We start from the raw sequence: 18,298 nt of genomic DNA on the forward strand, positions 1-18,298 counted from the left end.
GAGATCCGACCCCGCGCTATCATGGGGATGTCTTCCGCAACCCGGCGATGCCGATGTCCCTTGCCGCCGATGCTGTGCAGCCATTCCCTGATACGCCGACGATCCGCCGCCGCGATGCGGTCGCGCCCGGCAGCTGGCCGGAGGGCACGCTGCCGCTGCTGGCGCGTCTCTATGCCAACCGAGGCGCCGGTACACCGGAGTTGGCGCAGCCGAAACTGGGCCATCTGCACGCCCCCGAGCTGCTGACCGGCATCGATGATGCGGTGGGTCTGCTGATCGAGGCCATCGCCAATGACAAGCGCATCCTGGTGGTCGGCGATTTCGATTGCGATGGCGCCACCGCCTGTGCGGTCGGCGTGCGTGGACTGCGCATGCTCGGCGCGCAGCATGTCTTCCACGCGGTGCCGAACCGAATGGTGCACGGCTACGGCCTGTCACCCTCACTGGTGGAGGAGCTGGCCGAGCTGCAGCCGGACCTGCTGGTCACGGTCGACCACGGCATCGCCTGCCATGCGGGCGTGATCGCGGCCAAGGCGCGGGGCTGGCAGGTGCTGGTCACCGACCATCACCTACCCGGGCCGCAGCTGCCGCCGGCCGATGTCATCGTCGATCCCAATCTCGACGGTGATGCCTTCCCCAGCAAGTCGCTGGCCGGCGTCGGCGTGATCTTCTACGTGCTGATGGCGCTGCGCCGGCACATGCGCGAGGCCGGCGTCTTCGCCGATGGCAAGGGGCCGGACCTGACCACGCTGCTGGACCTGGTGGCGGTCGGCACCGTCGCCGACCTGGTGGCGCTGGATCCGAACAACCGGGCACTGGTCAGCGCGGGCCTGCGGCGTCTGCGCGCGGGGCAGGGCTGTGTCGGCCTGCGTGCGCTGATCGAAGCCAGCGGCCGTGATGCCGCGCGGCTCACAGCCACCGACATCGGCTTCGCGCTCGGCCCGCGCCTGAATGCCGCGGGCCGGCTGGAAGACATGGCGCTGGGCATCGCGCTGCTGCTGACCGAAGACCCGCGCCAGGCGCGCGAGATCGCGCAGACGCTGGAGCAGATCAATTCGGAACGGCGCGCCGTGCAGCAGTCGATGACCGACGATGCCGAGCAGGCGTTGACCCGGGTGGTGCTGGACATGGCCGGTCAGCGACCGGTGGCGGCCTGCCTGTTCGATGCCGACTGGCATCCGGGCGTGGTCGGCCTGGTCGCGTCGAAGATGAAGGACCGCCTGCATCGCCCGGTGATCGCCTTCGCGCCGGCCGAACCTGGCGCCGACACCCTGCGAGGCTCGGCGCGCTCCATTCCCGGCCTGCACATCCGTGACGCCCTGGCGCTGGTCGATGCGCGCCATCCGGGCCTGATCGAACGCTTCGGCGGCCACGCCATGGCGGCCGGGCTCAGCCTGCGGCGTGACCACGTCGATGACTTCAAGGCCGCCTTCGTCGCCGTGGTGCTGGAAATGCTCGACCCGGCGGCACTGCAGCAGCAGGTCCTCAGTGATGGCGAACTGGCGGCGGACGAGCTGGACCATCGCCACGCCGATGCGTTGCGCCTGGCCGGGCCGTGGGGCCAGGGTTTCCCCGAGCCACTGTTCGACGGCCACTTCGAAGTGGCCAACTGGCGCGTGCTGAAGGAGCGTCACCTGAAGCTGGAACTGCGCCTGCCCGGCGTACCCGGCACGATCAACGCCATCCATTTCGGCGGCTGGCACGGCAACGCGCCCGGTCGCCATGTGCATCTCGCCTATCGCCTCGCCTGCGACGACTATCGCGGCGGTAGCGCCATCCAGCTGATCGTGGAGCACTGCCTGCCCGCATAGAAAAAGGGGACGGAGGGGATTAAGTCGCTTGTGCCTTGTTTGCCACTTGCGACTTAATCCCCTCCGTCCCCTTTTTGGGGGCGCCAACCCCATTACGGTTGCTGGTGCGTTCAAAGGTTCACGATCCCACTGGAGTCCGCTCATGGTCTTCGTCCGTTGCTGCACTGTGTTGTTGCTGGCCCTCGCGGCCTGGCCCGCTGGCGCGCAGTCGCCGCCGATCTCCCGGCCGCAGGCCAGCATGCCTCTGCTGATTGCCCCGGCCGCCGAGCAGGCGGTGCAGCTGCGACACGCCCGCATCGAAGGCGAAGTCCAGGCCGGCATCGCCCAGACCCGGATCACACTGGAATTCCACAACCCGAACCGGCGCGTGCTGGAGGGCGAGCTGCAGTTCCCGCTGGCCGACGGTCAGCAGGTCAGCGGCTTCGCGCTGGATATCAACGGCGAGATGCGTGACGCGGTGCCGGTGCCCAAGGATCGCGGCCGCCAGGTGTTCGAGGAGATCGCCCGTCGCGGGGTCGACCCGGGCCTGCTGGAACAGACCGCTGGCAACCAGTTCCGGTTGCGCATCTACCCGCTGCCGGCCGGCGGTAGCCGGCGCGTGGAGCTGGTGATCCGCGAGCCGTTGGCCTTCGCCGGCCAAGGCTGGCAGTGGACGCTGCCGCTGCAGTTCGCCGCCGGCGCGGCCTCGGTTGAACTGAAACTGCAGACACCCGGCGCGACCACTGCAGGTACGGCACCCTTCCGCATCAGCGCGGGCCAACTGCTGTGGCAGGGCAAGGGCGCGCAGTTGCCGCAGCAGCTGCAGTGGAACCTGCCGGCAGCACGTCAGGCGCAGGTCCAGGTGGCGCCCTGGCAGGATGGGCACTACCTGCTGGCACAACTGCCGGTGGCGGCCAGCAGTAAGCCGCGCACGCTGCCCAGCGAGATCGGCCTGCTGTGGGACGGCTCCGGATCGGCGGGACAGCGCGATCGCTCACGGGAGTTCGCCCTGCTGGATCGCTACTTCGCTGCGCTGGGTGACGGCACCGTGGCCTTGACCGTGCTGCGGGATCGCGCCGAGCCGGTAAGGCGCTTCCGCATCCGCGCCGGTAACTGGAGTGAGCTGCGTGCGGCACTGCAGGCCGTACGCCCGGACGGTGCCAGCGCGCTGGCGCAGTGGCAGCCGCAATCGAGCGTGAAGGAATACCTGCTGTTCAGCGATGGCCTGCTGACCTATGGGCCGGAACAGCTGCCGGCGATGGCGCCGGACCAACGCCTGTTTGCGGTCAGCAGCGCCGGCGCGCGCACCGATGCCGTGCGACTGCGTGGATGGAGCGAAGCGCATGGCGGTCGCTTCGTAGCGCTGGGGAAGGATGTCGAATTGGCCGCCCGTGAGCTGCTGTCGTCGCCGCTGGATGTGCAGGTCGATGCAGGGCGCGGCGTGCAGGACGTGGTGATCGATCGTCGCAGTGAAGCCCAGGGCTGGTTGTGGCTGCATGCACGACTGGCGGCCGACGGCGTGCCGATGCGGGTGCGCGTGGGTGGCGGCGAATGGCAGGCGCTGCCCGCCACGCAGAAGAGCAAAGACGGTGAACTGCTGGCAGGCTTGTGGGCGCAGGCGCGCCTGCAGCAGCTGGCCGCCGACCGCCGTGGCAACCGTGAGGCGATGCAGCGCCTGTCACAACAGTTCGGCCTGGTCGGGCCGGATACCTCGCTGATCGTGCTGGAGACGCTGGAGGACTACCTGCGCTATGCGATCCGCCCTTCGGGCACGTTGCGCGCCGAGTACGACGCCAGGTTTGCAGTGCAGGTAAGTGATCGCGCCGCAGCCGATCGCCAGCGCCTGGATGAAGTGGCCGCTCGCTGGAAGGAGCGCCAGCAGTGGTGGAACCGCAGCTGGCCGAAGGGTGTGCCGCCGCAGCCGAAGGGCGGGGCACTCGAAGTGGCCTCCGCGGACTACGCGATGGAATCAGCGCCGGTGGCGATGCTCGCCGCGCCGGCCCCGGCGGCACCACCCGCCCCGGCACCGATGGCCGCCGCCGCCGAGCAGCGCATGGAAGCCAGCAGCGCGCGTGCGCGTCGCTCAGCGCCTGCATCGAACAAGGCCCTGGATTCAATCACGGTCACTGGTGGCCGTGTCGCTGCGCCCGCTGCTGCCAACGACGGCCAACTCGGCATCCAGCTGGCGGCCTGGCAGCCGGACTCGGCCATCGCCCGGCGCCTGCGCGAGGGCCCGCCGTCGCAACTCTACGACCGCTATCTGGCCGAGCGCGATGCCCACGCCGACAGCAGCGCGTTCTTCCTCGATGTGGCCGACCTGCTGCTGGAGCAGGGCCAGCGCGAACTGGCACTGCGGGTACTGTCGAACCTGGCCGAGATGGATCTGGACAACCGGCATCTGCTGCGCGTGCTCGGCTACCGGCTGATGCAGGCTGATGCCCCGGCACTGGCGGTGCCGGTGTTCGAGCAGGTGCTGGCGATGGGCCAGGAAGAACCGCAGAGCTTCCGCGACCTAGGCCTGGCGCTGGCAGCGGCCGGCAAGCCGCAGCAGGCGCTGGCGCCGCTGTACCAGGTGGTGGTGCGGCCGTGGGACAGCCGCTTCGATGGCATCGCCCTGATCGCATTGGATGAGCTGACCAACCTGGTGGCGCGCAGCACGCCACGGCTGGATACCTCGGCCATCGACCCGCGCCTGCTGCAGGCAATGCCGCTGGACCTGCGCGTGGTGCTGTCCTGGGATGCCGACAACAGCGACATGGACCTGTGGGTGACCGACCCGAACGGCGAGCGTGCCTACTACGGCAACCGCCAGACCTACCAGGGCGGGCGGATGTCGCAGGACTTCACCGGCGGCTATGGCCCCGAGCAGTTCTCGCTGCGCAACGCCAAGCCGGGCAAGTACAAGGTCGAGGCGAACTATTTCGGCAGTCGCCAGCAGCTGGTGACCGGTGCGACGACGCTGATGCTGCGCCTGACCACCCATTGGGGCACGGCCAAGCAGAAGGACCAGATGGTGACGATGCGGCTGAAGGATCGCGCCGAAACCGTGCTGGTGGGCGAGTTCGAGGTGCGTTGATCGCTCGGGCACCCGTGTAGAGTCGAGCTGGCTCGACTGCCTCAATGTAGAGCCGAGCCTGCGCTCGGCTCATGGCAGAAGCAGCCGAGCGTGGGCTCGGCTCTACACTACTGCGGTGCGCGCCATTGGCGCCGCCGGCGGATTCGCACGCAGGCCGAACAGGGGCCGCAGCCAACGCACGCGACGGATCAGCAACTCATGGATCAGCAGGCAGCCGCCGACAGTACCGGCCAGCAGCAGGGCCGGTTCCATCCACGGGCCCAACTGAAGTGGCTTGAGCCAGAACAGCAGCACGATGATCAGGCTCTGGTGCAGCATGTACCAGGGATAGATCGCCTCGGTGCAGTACGGCAGCCAGCGGAACGGGCGATCGAGGAAGACCTTTCCCCAGCCGAGGATGGCCAGCAGCGCGGTCCATACGTAAAGCGACTGGCTGGCCCGGCCCTGCAGGTCCCAGAACGGTTCGGGCCATTGCCGCAGCTGGGAATCGGCGGGCAATACCTGGCCGAGGATGCGCAACCCCAGATACCAGCCGACGGCAGCCAGCGCCAGCCATAGCGTGGTGCGGCGCAGGGCGACCACGCGCTCCCAGAACACCGGTTCACGACCCAGCAGGTAGCCGCCCAGGAACACCGTCGCGTACTTCGCGTGCTGGTACCAGTCGCCGAGCAGGGCATTGGTGGACGGGTAGATCGGCTCCAGCCAGATCACCCAGGCCAGCAGCAGGGCGGACGGAAGGCCGATCAGCAGCATCGGCGATGCTGCGCAGAGCGCCATCGCGCGGCGAACCACCGCCGTTCCCAGCAATGGCATCAACAGGGCCAAGGCCAGCGTGTAGTTCCACAGATAGGCCAGGTACCACAGGTGGTTCCAGGTGATGCCGTACTGCCAGCCGGCGAAGCTGCCTTCCGGCCACGGTCGCACCTGCCAGTAGCGCAGCAGGAACTGGCCGAAGCCGGGTGCCACGTGGCCGTTGGCCACGCCTTCGCAATAGGGCTGGATCGGCACGATCACGAACATGCCGAACAGCAGCGGCAGCAGCAGCCGCCAGGTGCGCAGGCCGGCGAAGCGCAGCAACCTGCCTTCCGGCCGCATCAGCGCGATGGCGATACCCGAGATCAGGAACAGCAGCGACATCCGCCAGCGGTTGACGAACAGCATCGGCCACTGCAGCCATTCGGCGGTATGCACGCTCTTGAGGTGAAAGCCCCAGTCGTCCACGTAGGCCATGGCGGTGTGGTAGAGGATCAGCAGGGCGAAGGCGAACACGCGCAGGGCGTCGATGTCGTAGCGTCGGGTCATGGTGGTGGTGTGCCGGAGAGTCGAGCCAAGGTGACGCCGCCCGGTCCGTGCGGCGACTGGCAAGGGGCCGCTGGAACCGACGCAGTGACCAATGGCGGGGGTGGTGGGATCAATGGAGCCGCTACCCTTTGTCCCTTGAGGCAGGCTGGAGCACCGCAACGACATGGATGCAGCAATGACTCAGGGCCGACCATCGCGCTGGCGTACTTCAACCCGGCTGCTGGTATGGGCGGCGATCCTGTCGGCCTCGGCAGTGACCAATGCGCTGGTGGAAGTGATGGACGCCAGTCGCCGCGGCGCCGATCTCGGGCTGTGGGAGCCGATGATCTGGGAGTTCAGCAGCCTCGGCCTGGTCCTGTTGACCCTGCCGCTGCTGTGGTGGGGCTGCGAGCGCTGGCCGCTGCATGCCGATACCTGGAAGCGGCGATTGCCGCTGTATCTGCTGGCCAGCGTCGGCTGGTCGCTGCTGCACGTGGTGGGGATGGTGCTGCTGCGGCACCTGGCCTACGGGTCGCTGGGCCATCGCTACCAGGATGATGCCGGCTGGCTGGAGCGTTTTGCCTACGAATACCTGAAGGATGTACGCACGTTTGCGATGTTCGTGGCACTGGAGCACTTTGCCAGCTGGTTCGGCCGGCGCAGGCAGGGCGAGGCGAGCCTGCTGGCCGAGCCGGACGTCGGCCCGCCGGTGGAGCCGGTCGAGCGCCCCCAGCACTTCCTGGTGCGCAAGCTGGGCAAGGAGTTCCTGGTCGCCACGGCGGACGTGGAGTATGCCCAGGCCGCGGGGAACTATGTGAACCTGCGGGTACGCGGCCACGACTATCCGCTGCGGATCACCATGGCGGTGCTGGAGCAGCGGCTCGACCCGGGCGAGTTCCTGCGCCCGCACCGCAGCTGGCTGATCCATCGGGGCCAGCTGCGCTCGATCGAGCCGCTGGACGGTGGCGAGGCCCTGCTGCACATGGCCGACGGGGCGAAAGTGCCGTGCAGCCGGCGCCAGCTGCCGCTGCTGCGGCAGGCGCTGGGGGCAGGGTGAGGCCCTCATTCCGGGCACCCGCAGCCTGCGGTATCATTACCAGTCATCTTTTGAATGCATAACCGCCGACATGATCGAACTGAATCCTGTCCGCCAGCGCATCACCGATCTGACCGATCGCGTGCTGTCGCTTCGGGGGTATCTTTGACTACGACGCCAAGAAAGAGCGTCTTGAAGAAGTAACGCGGGAGCTGGAAAGCCCCGACGTCTGGAACAACGCCGAGTACGCCCAGAACCTGGGCCGCGAACGTTCCAGCCTGGAAAAGACCGTGGGCGGCATCGCCTCGGTGCTCGATGGCCTGAACGATGCCACCGAGCTGCTGGAGCTGGCCGAGTCCGAGCAGGACGAGGACACCGCCCTGGCCGTGGTCGCCGACCTGGACAAGCACCAGGCCCACGTGGAGAAGCTGGAGTTCCAGCGCATGTTCTCCGGCGAGATGGACAATGCGGCGGCGTTCGTCGACATCCAGGCCGGTGCCGGCGGCACCGAAGCCCAGGACTGGGCCGAGATCCTGCTGCGCATGTACCTGCGCTGGTGCGAGTCGCGCGGCTGGAAGACCGAACTGATGGAAGTGTCCGGTGGCGACGTTGCCGGCATCAAGTCGGCCACGCTGCGCGTGGAAGGCGACTATGCCTATGGCTGGCTGAAGACCGAGACCGGCGTGCACCGCCTGGTGCGCAAGTCGCCGTTCGACTCGGACAACCGCCGCCACACCAGCTTCACCTCGGTGTTCGTGTCGCCGGAAATCGACGACAACATCGACATCACCATCAACCCGGCCGACCTGCGTACTGACGTGTACCGTTCGTCCGGTGCCGGTGGCCAGCACGTGAACAAGACCGAGTCGGCGGTGCGTATCACCCACATCCCGACCAACATCGTCGTGGCCTGCCAGACCGGCCGCAGCCAGCACCAGAACCGCGACAACGCGATGAAGATGCTGGCCGCCAAGCTGTATGAACTGGAGATCCAGAAGCGCAATGCCGAGAAGGACGCGGTGGAAGCCACCAAGTCCGACATCGGCTGGGGCAGCCAGATCCGCAACTACGTGCTCGACCAGAGCCGCATCAAGGACCTGCGCACCGGCATCGAACGGTCGGACACGCAGAAGGTGCTGGACGGCGACCTGGACGAGTTCGTCGAGGCCAGCCTGAAGGCCGGCCTGGCCGTGGGCTCCAAGCGCGTCGATGCCTGATCGGCGCGCCTGCGCGGATATCGTCACCCTCGTGCGCAACGCCGAGGGTGGCTGATCACGCTTCCGATGTGGGGCCGAGCCCATGCTCGGCTGCTGTTGGCGCAGTAGCAGATGCGTCGAGCATGGCTCGACGCTACAACGGGTACGGCGGTAGCGATGATGCGCAGCGAAAGTGAACGCAAGGAACTCGGCGGCTTTCTCAAGGCCTGCCGCGCCCGTGTCGATCCTGCCACGCTCGGCCTGCCGGCCGGGCGCCGGCGTACCCCGGGCCTGAAGCGCGAGGAAGTCGCGCTGGCGATCGGGGTGAGCGTCAGCTGGTACACCTGGATCGAGCAGGGCCGTGAAGTGCGCGCCTCGCCCGAGGTGCTGGAGCGCCTGGCGCAGGTGCTGCGCATGAGCGACGACGAACGCGCCTACGCGTTCGCGCTGTCCGGCTACGGCGTGCCGCTGGAATCACCGGACGAGAGCGTGACCGACGGCTTGCGCCAGCTGGTGGAGGCGATGCAACCGATCCCGGCCTATGTGCGCAACACCCGCTTCGACATCCTGGCCTGGAACCCGGCCATCGCCGATCTGTTCGTGGACTACAGCCAACTGGCGCCGCATGAGCGCAACACGCTGCGGCTGATGTTCCTGTACCCGCCGTACCGCACGCTGATCCTCAACTGGGAAGAAATGACCCGCGGCCTGCTGGCAGGCTTCCGTGCGGCGATGGCGCAGGCGCCGGACAAGGCGCCGTTCCTGGTGCTGGTGGAGGACATCGCGGCGCATAGCGAGGAGTTCCGCCAGTGGTGGCCGGAGCACGACGTGCGTCGGTTCGATGAAGGGGCGAAGAAGCTGAACCATCCCACGCGCGGGTTGCTGGACCTGCAGTACGTGGCGCTGGTGCCGGAGAGCCGGCACGATCTTTCCCTGGTGACTTACCTGCCGCGTAGGTAGGTTGGTCGGCAGGGCTTGCAGCCCTGCACCTGCTCAATGCAACGGCCAAAGCCAGAGCCAGAGCTAGAGCTGGATTCCGTGGGTTGGCGGGGCGGTGTCGGAGTGCGGGGACGCCGTAAACCCGTCCCTGGGGGCTTGGCAGCCGCATCCATGCGGCTGACACCCCGCACTCCGACACCGCCCCACCTTTGAAAGGTTCACGCGGCTGTTGGTAGGTGTCGACCTTGGTCGACACATCTGTCAGATATCGAAAGAAATTCCGGGGTCAGATCCGTTTTCCTATGGAAAACGGATCTGACCCCAAGAGCATTTCCGACAGATCGCGGAAAACCGTCGAAGGCGGGGTGGGTCCGGTTGCGGGAGTGTCCGCGGCATGGATGCCGCGGCCAAGCCCCCAAGGACGGGTTTACGGCGTCTCCCGCAACCGGACCCACCTCGCCATCCCACGGATAGCCCGCTGTTGCTGCTGCTTCGGCTGTTGCCGTTGCCTCTGCGGGTGCAGGGCGCAGCCCTGCAAGAGCCCCCATTCAGACAGGTAAGTGCAGGTCACAGGATAAGCAGACGCCTTGTTGCCTCCGCCAATCGGGTCCACATTCCTGTGCAGGAGACGGGCCGCCGCCCGTCGACGAGACACCAGGAGACCTGCATGTCCGCTGCCCCCACCACCGCCATTTCCCGCGATCCGGCCACCGGCCAGCAGATCGCCAGCCATCCCTTCGCTACCGACGCCGAGCTGGAAACAATCCTGGATCGCGGCCAGGTCGGCTTTGCGGCCTGGAGCGTCAAGAGCCTCGAACAGCGCTCAGACGTACTGCGTGCGATGGCCGCGGTGCTACGCCGTGACCGTGAAAAGCTGGCCGCGCTGGCCACTGCCGAAATGGGCAAGGTCCAGGCCGAAGCACTGGCCGAGATCGAGAAGTGTGCCGTGCTGTGCGACTGGTACGCCGACCACGGTGCGCAGTTCCTGCGCGACGAGCCGACCCAGGTGCCCGACGACAAGGCTTACGTGTCCTACCTGCCGCTGGGCGTGGTGCTGGGCATCATGCCGTGGAATTTCCCGTACTGGCAGGTGATGCGCGCGGCGGTACCGATCCTGATGGGCGGCAACGGCTTCCTGCTGAAGCCGGCCGAGAACATCGTCGGCACCGCGCAGCTGCTCGATGCCGCCTGGCGTGATGCCGGGCTGCCGGAAGGAACCTTCATCGCCGCCAACGTCAGCCGCGAGGGTACCAGCCGTGCGATCGCCGATGACCGCATCGCCGCCGTCACCCTGACCGGCAGCGTGGCCGCAGGCCGCAGCATCGCCGCCCAGGCCGGGCAGGCGCTGAAGAAGGTGGTGCTGGAACTGGGCGGCTCGGATCCGTTCATCGTGCTGGCCGACGCTGACCTGGATGCGGCCGTCGATGCGGCGGTGACCTCGCGCTTCCAGAACACCGGGCAGGTCTGCATTGCCGGCAAGCGCATCATCGTTGAAGACGCGGTGTACGACCGCTTCGTGGCGCAGTTCTGCCAGAAGGTGCAGGCGCTGACCATCGGTGATGGCCGTGAAGCGGGCAATCGTATTGGTCCGATGGCACGCCAGGACCTGCTGGAACAGTTGGACGCGCAGGTGCGCGCCTCGGTGGACGCAGGCGCGAAGCTGCTCGTCGGCGGCCATCAGCTCGATCGTCCGGGCGCGTTCTATGCGCCCACCGTGCTGGCGGACGTGGAGCCGGGCATGCAGGCCTTTGATACGGAAACGTTCGGGCCGGTGGCCTCGATCAGCCGCGCTCGCGATGCCGACCACGCGGTGGAACTGGCCAACCAGAGCGAGTTCGGCCTCAGCGGCAACCTGTGGACCGGTGACCGCGCGCGGGCCATGCAGCTGGCGCGCCGGCTGCAGACCGGCGGTGTGTTCGTCAACGGCTTCTCCGCTTCCGACCCTCGCGTGCCGATCGGCGGTGTGAAGAAGAGCGGCTTCGGCCGCGAGCTCTCGCACTTCGGCATCCGTGAATTCGTCAACGCGCAGACAGTGTGGTTCGACAAGCATTGACGCGCGGCTCTCATCCTTCCTGCAACGATCCACCATCAGTCCAGCACAAAGGACGGCATCCGATGTCCAAGGGTTCAGATCTGCTCGTCGCCGCACTTGAGAACGAAGGCGTCGAGCGCATTTTCGGCATTCCCGGCGAAGAAAACCTCGACGTGGTCGAGTCGCTCCGCCATTCCAGCATCGAACTGGTCATCACCCGCCACGAACAGGCGGCGGTGTTCATGGCGGCCACTTACGGCCGCCTGACCGGCAAGCCGGGCGTATGCCTGGCCACGCTCGGCCCGGGCGCGCTCAACTTCACCACCGGCGCCGCCTATGCGCTGCTGGGTGCGTGGCCGGTGATCATGATCACCGGCCAGAAGGGCATCGTCGCCAGCAAGCAGGCGCGCTTCCAGATCGTCGACATCGTCGGCACGATGAAGCCGCTGACCAAACAGGCGCGGCAGATCGTCTCGGCACGCACCATTCCGACCATCGTCCGCGAGGCGTTCCGTGTCGCCCAGGAAGAGCGCCCGGGCCCGGTGTTGCTGGAGCTGCCCGAAGACATTGCTGCCGATGAGGTCGAGGGCGTGGCGCTGATTCCGCCGCACGCGGTGGACCGTCCCATTGCCAGCCCGGAGGCGCTGGATCGGGCAGCAGAGCTCATCCGCAATGCAAAGCGGCCGCTGCTGATGATCGCTTCGGCGGCCTCGCGGCCGCAGTCCAGCGACGCGCTGTCCGCGTTCGTGCTGCGCGCCGGCATCCCGTTCTTCACCACGCAGATGGGCAAGGGCGCGGTGGCCGGTGGTTCAGGCCTGTACATGGGCACCGCGGCGCTGACCGAGCGCGATTACGTGCACATGGCGATCGACCAGGCCGACGTGATCGTGACCATCGGCCACGAGGTCACCGAGAAGCCGCCATTCGTGATGCGCCCGGGTGGGCCGACGGTGATCCATATCGGGTACTCGCAGGCGGCGGTGGAACAGGTGTATTTCCCGCAGGTGGAGGTGATCGGCGATATCGGTCGTTCGCTGACCCAGCTGGCCGACCGCATCGAGGGCGCGGTGCCGAACGCCGCTGCGCTGCTGCCGCTGCGCGCGACCATCCTCGAACACCTGGCCGACCGGGCCGAAGAGGTCGGGTTCACCCCGCAGCGGCTGGTGCACGACGTGCGCCAGGTGATGCCGCCGGATGGCATCGTGGCGCTGGACAACGGCATGTACAAGATCTGGTTCGCGCGCAACTACCGCACCCAGGTGGCCAACACGCTGCTGCTGGACAACGCGCTGGCGACGATGGGCGCGGGCCTGCCGTCGGCGATCATGGCCTCGATCCTGTATCCGCAGCGGCGGGTGCTGGCGGTGTGCGGCGACGGCGGCTTCATGATGAACAGCCAGGAGCTGGAGACGGCCCGCCGGCTGGGCCTGAACCTGGTGGTGCTGATCCTCAACGACGGTGCCTACGGCATGATCCGCTGGAAGCAGGCCGTGGACGGATTCACCGACTACGGCATGACCTTCAGCAACCCCGATTTCGTGAAGTACGCCGAGGCCTATGGCTGCAAGGGCCACGAGGTGACGGCCATCGAGCAGTTCATCCCGACCCTGGAAGCGGCCTTCAACGAGGGCGGGGTGCACCTGGTGTCGGTGCCGGTGGACTATTCGGAGAACCAGCGGGTGCTGGTGGATGAGTTGCGCCAGGCGTTCCCCGGCAACAGGTAGCGGCGGAGCAGGGCCGGCCGATCCGCCCGGTAGGTGTCGACCTTGGTCGACACGCACAGCGCCAACCAAGGTTGGCGGCTACCGGGGCGGGCCCGGCCCAGGGCTGGGACTGGGCGGTTTTGGTATGCTGGGCAACCGGCTGTGCCGGGCGCTGCATCCCCCCTCACTACACGATTCCCGCAGATCCATGAGCGAAGCTACCGATACCCCCCCCGTCGACGAAAACAAGTTGATCGCCGAGCGCCGTGAGAAACTCAAAGCGCTGCGTGGGCAGGGCATCGCGTACCCGAACGACTTCCGTCGCGAGGACTTCGCCGGCCGCCTGCAGGAAGAATTCGCAGATGCCGAAACCTGGACCGCCGAGGCCCTGGAAGGCAACGGCCGCCAGGTGAAGATGGCGGGCCGCCTGATGGCCAAGCGCATCATGGGCAAGGCCAGCTTCGCGCAGATCCAGGACGAGTCCGGCCGCATCCAGCTGTTCCTGCAGGGCGCGGTGCTGGGCGATGCCTATACCGCCTTCAAGGGCTGGGACGTGGGCGACATCATCGCCGTCGAAGGCGGCCTGACCCGTACCAAGACCGGCGAGCTGTCGGTCAAGGCCGAATCGATCCGCCTGCTGACCAAGTCGCTGCGCCCGCTGCCGGACAAGTGGCATGGCCTGGCCGACGTCGAGCAGCGTTACCGCCAGCGTTACGTCGACCTGATCGTGACCCCGGAGTCGCGCGCGGTGTTCATCAAGCGCTCGAAGATCATCCGCGCCATGCGCGCGTGGCTGGACAACCGCGACTTCCTGGAAGTCGAGACGCCGATGATGCATTACATCCCCGGCGGCGCGGCGGCCAAGCCGTTCACCACCCACCACAATGCGCTGGACCTGGACCTGTACCTGCGCGTGGCGCCGGAGCTGTACCTCAAGCGCCTGACCGTGGGTGGCCTTGAGCGCGTGTACGAGATCAACCGCAACTTCCGCAATGAAGGCGTCAGCACCCGCCACAACCCGGAATTCACCATGATGGAGCTGTACGAGGCCTATGCCACGTACAACGAGATCATGGACCTGACCGAAGGCGTGATCCGTGACGTGGCCAAGGCCGTCAACGGTGGCACCGAGGTCGAATGGGACGGCGCGAAGATCGACCTGGGCCCGGCATTCCGCCGCTGGCGCATGGACGAGGCGGTGCGCCACCACAATCCGGAAATCTCTGCGGCGGACTGCACCGACCGCGAGGCGCTGCTGCGCCATTGCGAGCGCCTGAAGATCCGCGTCAAGCCGTCCTACGGCTGGGGCAAGCTGCTGCTGGAGATCTTCGAGGCCACCGTCGAGCACACCCTGATCCAGCCGACCTTCATCACCGACCATCCGGTGGAGGTCTCGCCGCTGGCCCGTGCCAACGACAATGACCCGGGCTACACCGACCGCTTCGAGCTGTTCGTCAACGGCAAGGAGCTGGCCAACGGCTTCTCCGAGCTGAACGATCCGGAAGACCAGGCCCAGCGCTTCCAGGCCCAGGTGGCGGCGAAGGAAGGTGGCGATGACGAGGCCATGCACTACGACGCCGACTACATCCGTGCGCTGGAGTACGGCATGGCACCGACCGGCGGCCTCGGCATCGGCGTGGATCGCCTGGTGATGCTGCTGACCGGCAGCAGCTCGATCCGCGATGTACTGCTGTTCCCGTACATGCGTCCGGAGCAGTAAGTCGCCTTTTTGACTCCCGATTGTGCGCGCCATCCCGAAACGAGACGGCGCGATTGACGCGTCCCGCACTCGGCGTATCGTAATTGCACTACCTTGACGCCTGTTATGGCTTGATCGGCGCCAGGGGGAGGGCACGGTGTGGGGAGTCCGCTTCACATTGTGATGACGATCATGAATCGGGACGCATGACACGGGAGTCAGGCCGATGCAGGGTGCGAGCGTTCGCAGCGGCAGAGTATCCTCGCCTGCTGATGATCCAGCGTGGTCGAGAAACCAGGCAGAGTACGCGTTGAACATCGTCATCGTTGACGACCAGACTTCGGGCCGGACGATGCTGCGTCACGTCATCGAAGACATCGCGCCGGAACTGAGCGTGTATGACTTCGGAGACCCGCTGACCGCATTGGCCTGGTGCGAAGCCCATCCGGTCGACCTGCTGCTGCTCGATTACCGCATGCCGGAGATGGATGGGCTGGAATTCGCCCGTCGTTTCCGTCGCCTGCCCAAGCACCGTGACATTCCGGTGATCCTGATCACCGTGGTCGGTGACGAGCCGATCCGGCAAGCGGCACTGGAAGCAGGCGTCATCGACTTCCTGGTCAAGCCGATCCGCCCGCGCGAGCTGCGGGCGCGCTGCTACAACCTGCTGCAGCTGCGCCAGCAGACCGAGAACGTGAAGCAGCGGGCGCTGTCGCTGGAGCAGCGCCTGCTGGCCAGCATGCATGAGGTCGAAGAGCGCGAGCGCGAGACGCTGTCGCGGCTGGCACGCGCGATCGAGTTCCGTGATGCCGGCACCAGCGCCTACCTGGAGCGCATGGCGCGCGTGGCCGGACTGATCGCCGAACAGCTCGGGCTGCCCGAAGAGGAGGTGCGCCTGATCGAAATGGCTGCGCCGCTGCATGACATGGGCAAGATCGCCATTCCCGATGCGGTGCTGCTTAAGCAGGGCAAGCTCAACGAGGAAGAACTGGCGATCATGCGCCGGCACCCGCGGATTGGCCATGAACTGCTGAGCGGCAGCCAGAATCGCTTCATCCAGGTTGGCGCGTTGATCGCACTGCGTCATCATGAGCGCTACGACGGCAGTGGCTATCCCGATGGGCTGGTCGGCGACGCGATTCCGCTGGAAGCGCGCATCGTGGCCGTCGCCGATGTCTTCGACGCCCTGATTTCGCCCCGTCCGTACAAGGAAGCATGGACCATGGAAGCCACTCTGGCTTATCTCTACGCCCAGCGTGGCCGCCTGTTCGATCCCCGATGCGTGGACGCGCTGCTGCGCGGCCGCGAACAGCTCGACCAGATCTGCGCCGAGCATTCGATGGCGTCCGCGCGCCCGGGGCTGGGCGCGTGAAACGCCTGTTGTCGCAGCTGCGGCTGCGCCTGTCCCAGCGCCAGGACAGCGAGCACGGCCAGCAGATCGTCCGCATCGTGCTGATCAGCCTGATCCTGGCCTACGTACTGTTGCCGGCACCGCGCCACGATCTGCCGCACACCCAGTACGTCGGTGTGCTGGCGATCGTGCTGACCGGCCTGAGCCTGTCACTGTTGCTGTTCGGCTGGCTGCTGTGGCGGCCGGCGCGTTCCGATCCCCGCCGCGTGCTGGGCATGCTGGCTGACTACGGCCTCATTGCTGCCGGCATGGTGCAGATGGGTGAGCCGCTGGCCTGGGTCTACATCGTGGTGATGTGGGTGACGGTCGGCAATGGCCTGCGCTTTGGCAACCACTATCTGTACGTGGCGGTGGCCATGGCGATGGTGAGCTTCGGTTGCACCGTGATGCTGACGCCTTACTGGCAACAGAATTTCCGCCTGGCCATCGGCCTCTGGCTGGGCCTGGCAGCGGTGCCGCTGTACTTCTCGACATTGCTGCGGCAGTTGACCGAAGCGATGGCCGAGGCGCGCCGCGCCAGCGAGGCCAAGAGCCGGTTCCTGGCCAACATGAGCCATGAGTTCCGCACGCCGTTGAACGGTCTCAACGGCATGACCGAAGTGCTGGCCACCACGCGCCTGGATGACGAGCAGCGCGAGTGCCTCAACACCATCCAGGCGTCCTCGCGCAGCCTGCTGGCACTGGTGGAGGAAGTGCTGGACATCTCGGCCATCGAGGCCGGCAAGCTGCGCGTGGTGGCCGAGGACTTCGCCGTGGCCGACGTGATCCAGGCGATCGGTCTGATCCTGTTGCCACAGGCCAAGGCCAAACGGCTGGATTACCGGGTGAAGGTGGCCGATGGTGTGCCGCCACGCGTGCGCGGCGATGTCGGGCACCTGCGGCAGATCCTGCTGAACCTGGCCGGCAACGCGGTCAAGTTCACCGACCATGGCCGGGTCGAGATACGTGTCGGCGTGGTGCAGGCCGATGCCAGCGGGGCGGTGCGGTTGCGCTTCGACATCCTCGACACCGGCATCGGCGTGCCACCTGCCATGCGTGCACGGCTGTTCGACGCGTTCGAGCAGGCCGATGTCAGCATGGCGCGCCGCCACGAGGGGACGGGGCTGGGCACGACCATCGCCAAAGGCCTGGTCGAGGCGATGGACGGTGACATCGGTTATCTGGAAAACCCGCCGCGCGGCAGCCACTTCTGGGTCGAGCTGCCGTTCGCGCCGCCGCAGCCGCAGGTGCCGGGCGCGGTGCCGAGCCTGAGCGGCGACGAAGACGCGGGCCCGGGCGGCAACGTGATCGCTTTTGCCGATCCGTTCCTGCGCCATCGCGCCCGCGTGCGCAGCATGCAGATCCTGGTGGCCGACGACCACGAGGCCAACCGCATGGTCCTGCAGCGCCTGCTGCAGAAGGCCGGCCATCGCGTGCTGTGCGTGGACGGCGGTGAGGCGGTGCTGGATGCGCTGGCCGACAGCGAGTTCGACGCGGTCATCGTCGATCTGCACATGCCGGGCATGAGCGGGCTGGACATGCTCAAGGAACTGCGGGTGATGCAGGCCGGCGGCGGTCCGCGCACGCCGGTACTGGTACTCAGTGCGGATGTAACGCCCGAGGCGATCCAGCGCTGTACCCAGGCCGGCGCACATGCCTTCCTGGCCAAGCCCGTCGTTGCGGTGCGCCTGCTCGATACGCTGGCCGAGATCGCCAGCAATGCCCAGCTGAAGACCATGGCCGCACCGGTGGTGCGACCGGCGGCGCCGCTGCAGGATGGCGTGCTCGACAGCAGCGTGCTGGACGAACTGGCTTCGCTGGGCATGGGCGAGGGCTTCGAACGTGAGTTCATCCGCCAGTGCCTGGAGGACGTGGCGAGCTGCATGGGCAAGGCCGAGCAGGCCGGCGAGGCCACGCAGTGGGATGTGTTCCGCGAACAATCCCACGCGATCAAGGGCGTGGCCAGCAATCTCGGCCTGATGCGCGCGTCCAACCGTGCCGGCGAGCTGATGCGGATGGCCGACTGGCAGCTCAAGACCGAATGGCGTCAGCGCCTGGGCATCCTGCAGGAGGCGATCAAGGAAGGTCGGCGCGCGCTGGACGCGCGGGCCGAACGCCGCATGCGCGGCGCCGCCGATGATGGTGAAGCGCGCTGA

11 protein-coding genes are annotated in these 18,298 nt (G+C 67.1%); 10 read left to right on the forward strand and 1 reads right to left on the reverse strand.

Annotation, left to right across the window (positions count from 1 at the left end; translation table 11 throughout):
• Positions 1-53 precede the first annotated feature (53 nt).
• Together recJ and AC5P56_RS13250 are read left to right on the forward strand one after the other, a co-directional pair.
• Positions 54-1,811: a single-stranded-DNA-specific exonuclease RecJ gene (gene recJ, locus AC5P56_RS13245; protein ID WP_049440115.1), complete on the forward strand. Its 1,758-nt coding sequence runs from the start codon at positions 54-56 to the stop codon at positions 1,809-1,811.
• Positions 1,812-1,953: 142 nt separating this feature from the next.
• The gene (locus AC5P56_RS13250) at positions 1,954-4,866 is read left to right on the forward strand and encodes a DUF2135 domain-containing protein (RefSeq protein ID WP_227864418.1); all 2,913 of its coding nucleotides are present in this window, start codon (positions 1,954-1,956) and stop codon (positions 4,864-4,866) included.
• Positions 4,867-4,968: 102 nt separating this feature from the next.
• Here the strand turns inward: AC5P56_RS13250 and AC5P56_RS13255 are convergent, their stop codons facing one another.
• Positions 4,969-6,168: an acyltransferase family protein gene (locus tag AC5P56_RS13255; RefSeq protein ID WP_197606959.1), complete on the reverse strand. Its 1,200-nt coding sequence runs from the start codon at positions 6,166-6,168 to the stop codon at positions 4,969-4,971.
• A gap of 175 nt (positions 6,169-6,343) precedes the next feature.
• Between AC5P56_RS13255 and AC5P56_RS13260 the strand changes: the two genes are divergently transcribed.
• From AC5P56_RS13260 to AC5P56_RS13295, 8 genes are all read left to right on the forward strand, one after another.
• Positions 6,344-7,204 (forward strand): LytTR family DNA-binding domain-containing protein, encoded by an 861-nt coding sequence (locus tag AC5P56_RS13260; protein ID WP_032959458.1) that lies wholly within the window; start codon positions 6,344-6,346, stop codon positions 7,202-7,204.
• A gap of 70 nt (positions 7,205-7,274) precedes the next feature.
• Positions 7,275-8,400 (forward strand): peptide chain release factor 2 gene (gene prfB, locus AC5P56_RS13265; protein ID WP_014037064.1). Its coding sequence is split into 2 segments (ribosomal slippage): positions 7,275-7,349 and positions 7,351-8,400, totalling 1,125 coding nucleotides; the frame shifts between segments, so codons are not numbered across the junction.
• 156 nt (positions 8,401-8,556) lie between these two features.
• Positions 8,557-9,339, forward strand: a complete 783-nt coding sequence (locus AC5P56_RS13270) for an MmyB family transcriptional regulator (RefSeq protein WP_197606957.1) — start codon at positions 8,557-8,559, stop codon at positions 9,337-9,339.
• A gap of 646 nt (positions 9,340-9,985) precedes the next feature.
• On the forward strand, positions 9,986-11,371 hold the full coding sequence (locus AC5P56_RS13275; RefSeq protein WP_495231723.1) for an NAD-dependent succinate-semialdehyde dehydrogenase: 1,386 nt from the start codon (positions 9,986-9,988) through the stop codon (positions 11,369-11,371).
• A gap of 62 nt (positions 11,372-11,433) precedes the next feature.
• Positions 11,434-13,074, forward strand: coding sequence for an acetolactate synthase large subunit (locus AC5P56_RS13280; RefSeq protein ID WP_111206961.1), 1,641 nt, complete (start codon positions 11,434-11,436; stop codon positions 13,072-13,074).
• 187 nt (positions 13,075-13,261) lie between these two features.
• Positions 13,262-14,773, forward strand: coding sequence for a lysine--tRNA ligase (lysS, locus tag AC5P56_RS13285; protein ID WP_481440699.1), 1,512 nt, complete (start codon positions 13,262-13,264; stop codon positions 14,771-14,773).
• 205 nt (positions 14,774-14,978) lie between these two features.
• Entirely contained in the window at positions 14,979-16,124 is a 1,146-nt protein-coding gene (gene rpfG, locus AC5P56_RS13290) for a cyclic di-GMP phosphodiesterase response regulator RpfG (protein ID WP_495231724.1), read from the forward strand.
• Entirely contained in the window at positions 16,121-18,298 is a 2,178-nt protein-coding gene (locus AC5P56_RS13295) for a response regulator (RefSeq protein ID WP_495231725.1), read from the forward strand. The genes rpfG and AC5P56_RS13295 overlap by 4 nt, the downstream gene beginning before the upstream one ends.

Source organism: Stenotrophomonas sp. YJH_SMC_131, assembly GCF_059367975.1.

Coding starts and splice junctions, on each gene's coding strand:
- AC5P56_RS13275 (WP_495231723.1), top strand. CDS start 9,986: ATGTCCGCTGCCCCCACCACCGCCATTTCCCGCGATCCGGCCACCGGC.
- AC5P56_RS13260 (WP_032959458.1), top strand. CDS start 6,344: ATGACTCAGGGCCGACCATCGCGCTGGCGTACTTCAACCCGGCTGCTG.
- recJ (WP_049440115.1), top strand. CDS start 54: ATGTCCCTTGCCGCCGATGCTGTGCAGCCATTCCCTGATACGCCGACG.
- lysS (WP_481440699.1), top strand. CDS start 13,262: ATGAGCGAAGCTACCGATACCCCCCCCGTCGACGAAAACAAGTTGATC.
- AC5P56_RS13270 (WP_197606957.1), top strand. CDS start 8,557: ATGATGCGCAGCGAAAGTGAACGCAAGGAACTCGGCGGCTTTCTCAAG.
- rpfG (WP_495231724.1), top strand. CDS start 14,979: ATGCAGGGTGCGAGCGTTCGCAGCGGCAGAGTATCCTCGCCTGCTGAT.
- AC5P56_RS13255 (WP_197606959.1), bottom strand. CDS start 6,168: ATGACCCGACGCTACGACATCGACGCCCTGCGCGTGTTCGCCTTCGCC.
- AC5P56_RS13280 (WP_111206961.1), top strand. CDS start 11,434: ATGTCCAAGGGTTCAGATCTGCTCGTCGCCGCACTTGAGAACGAAGGC.
- AC5P56_RS13250 (WP_227864418.1), top strand. CDS start 1,954: ATGGTCTTCGTCCGTTGCTGCACTGTGTTGTTGCTGGCCCTCGCGGCC.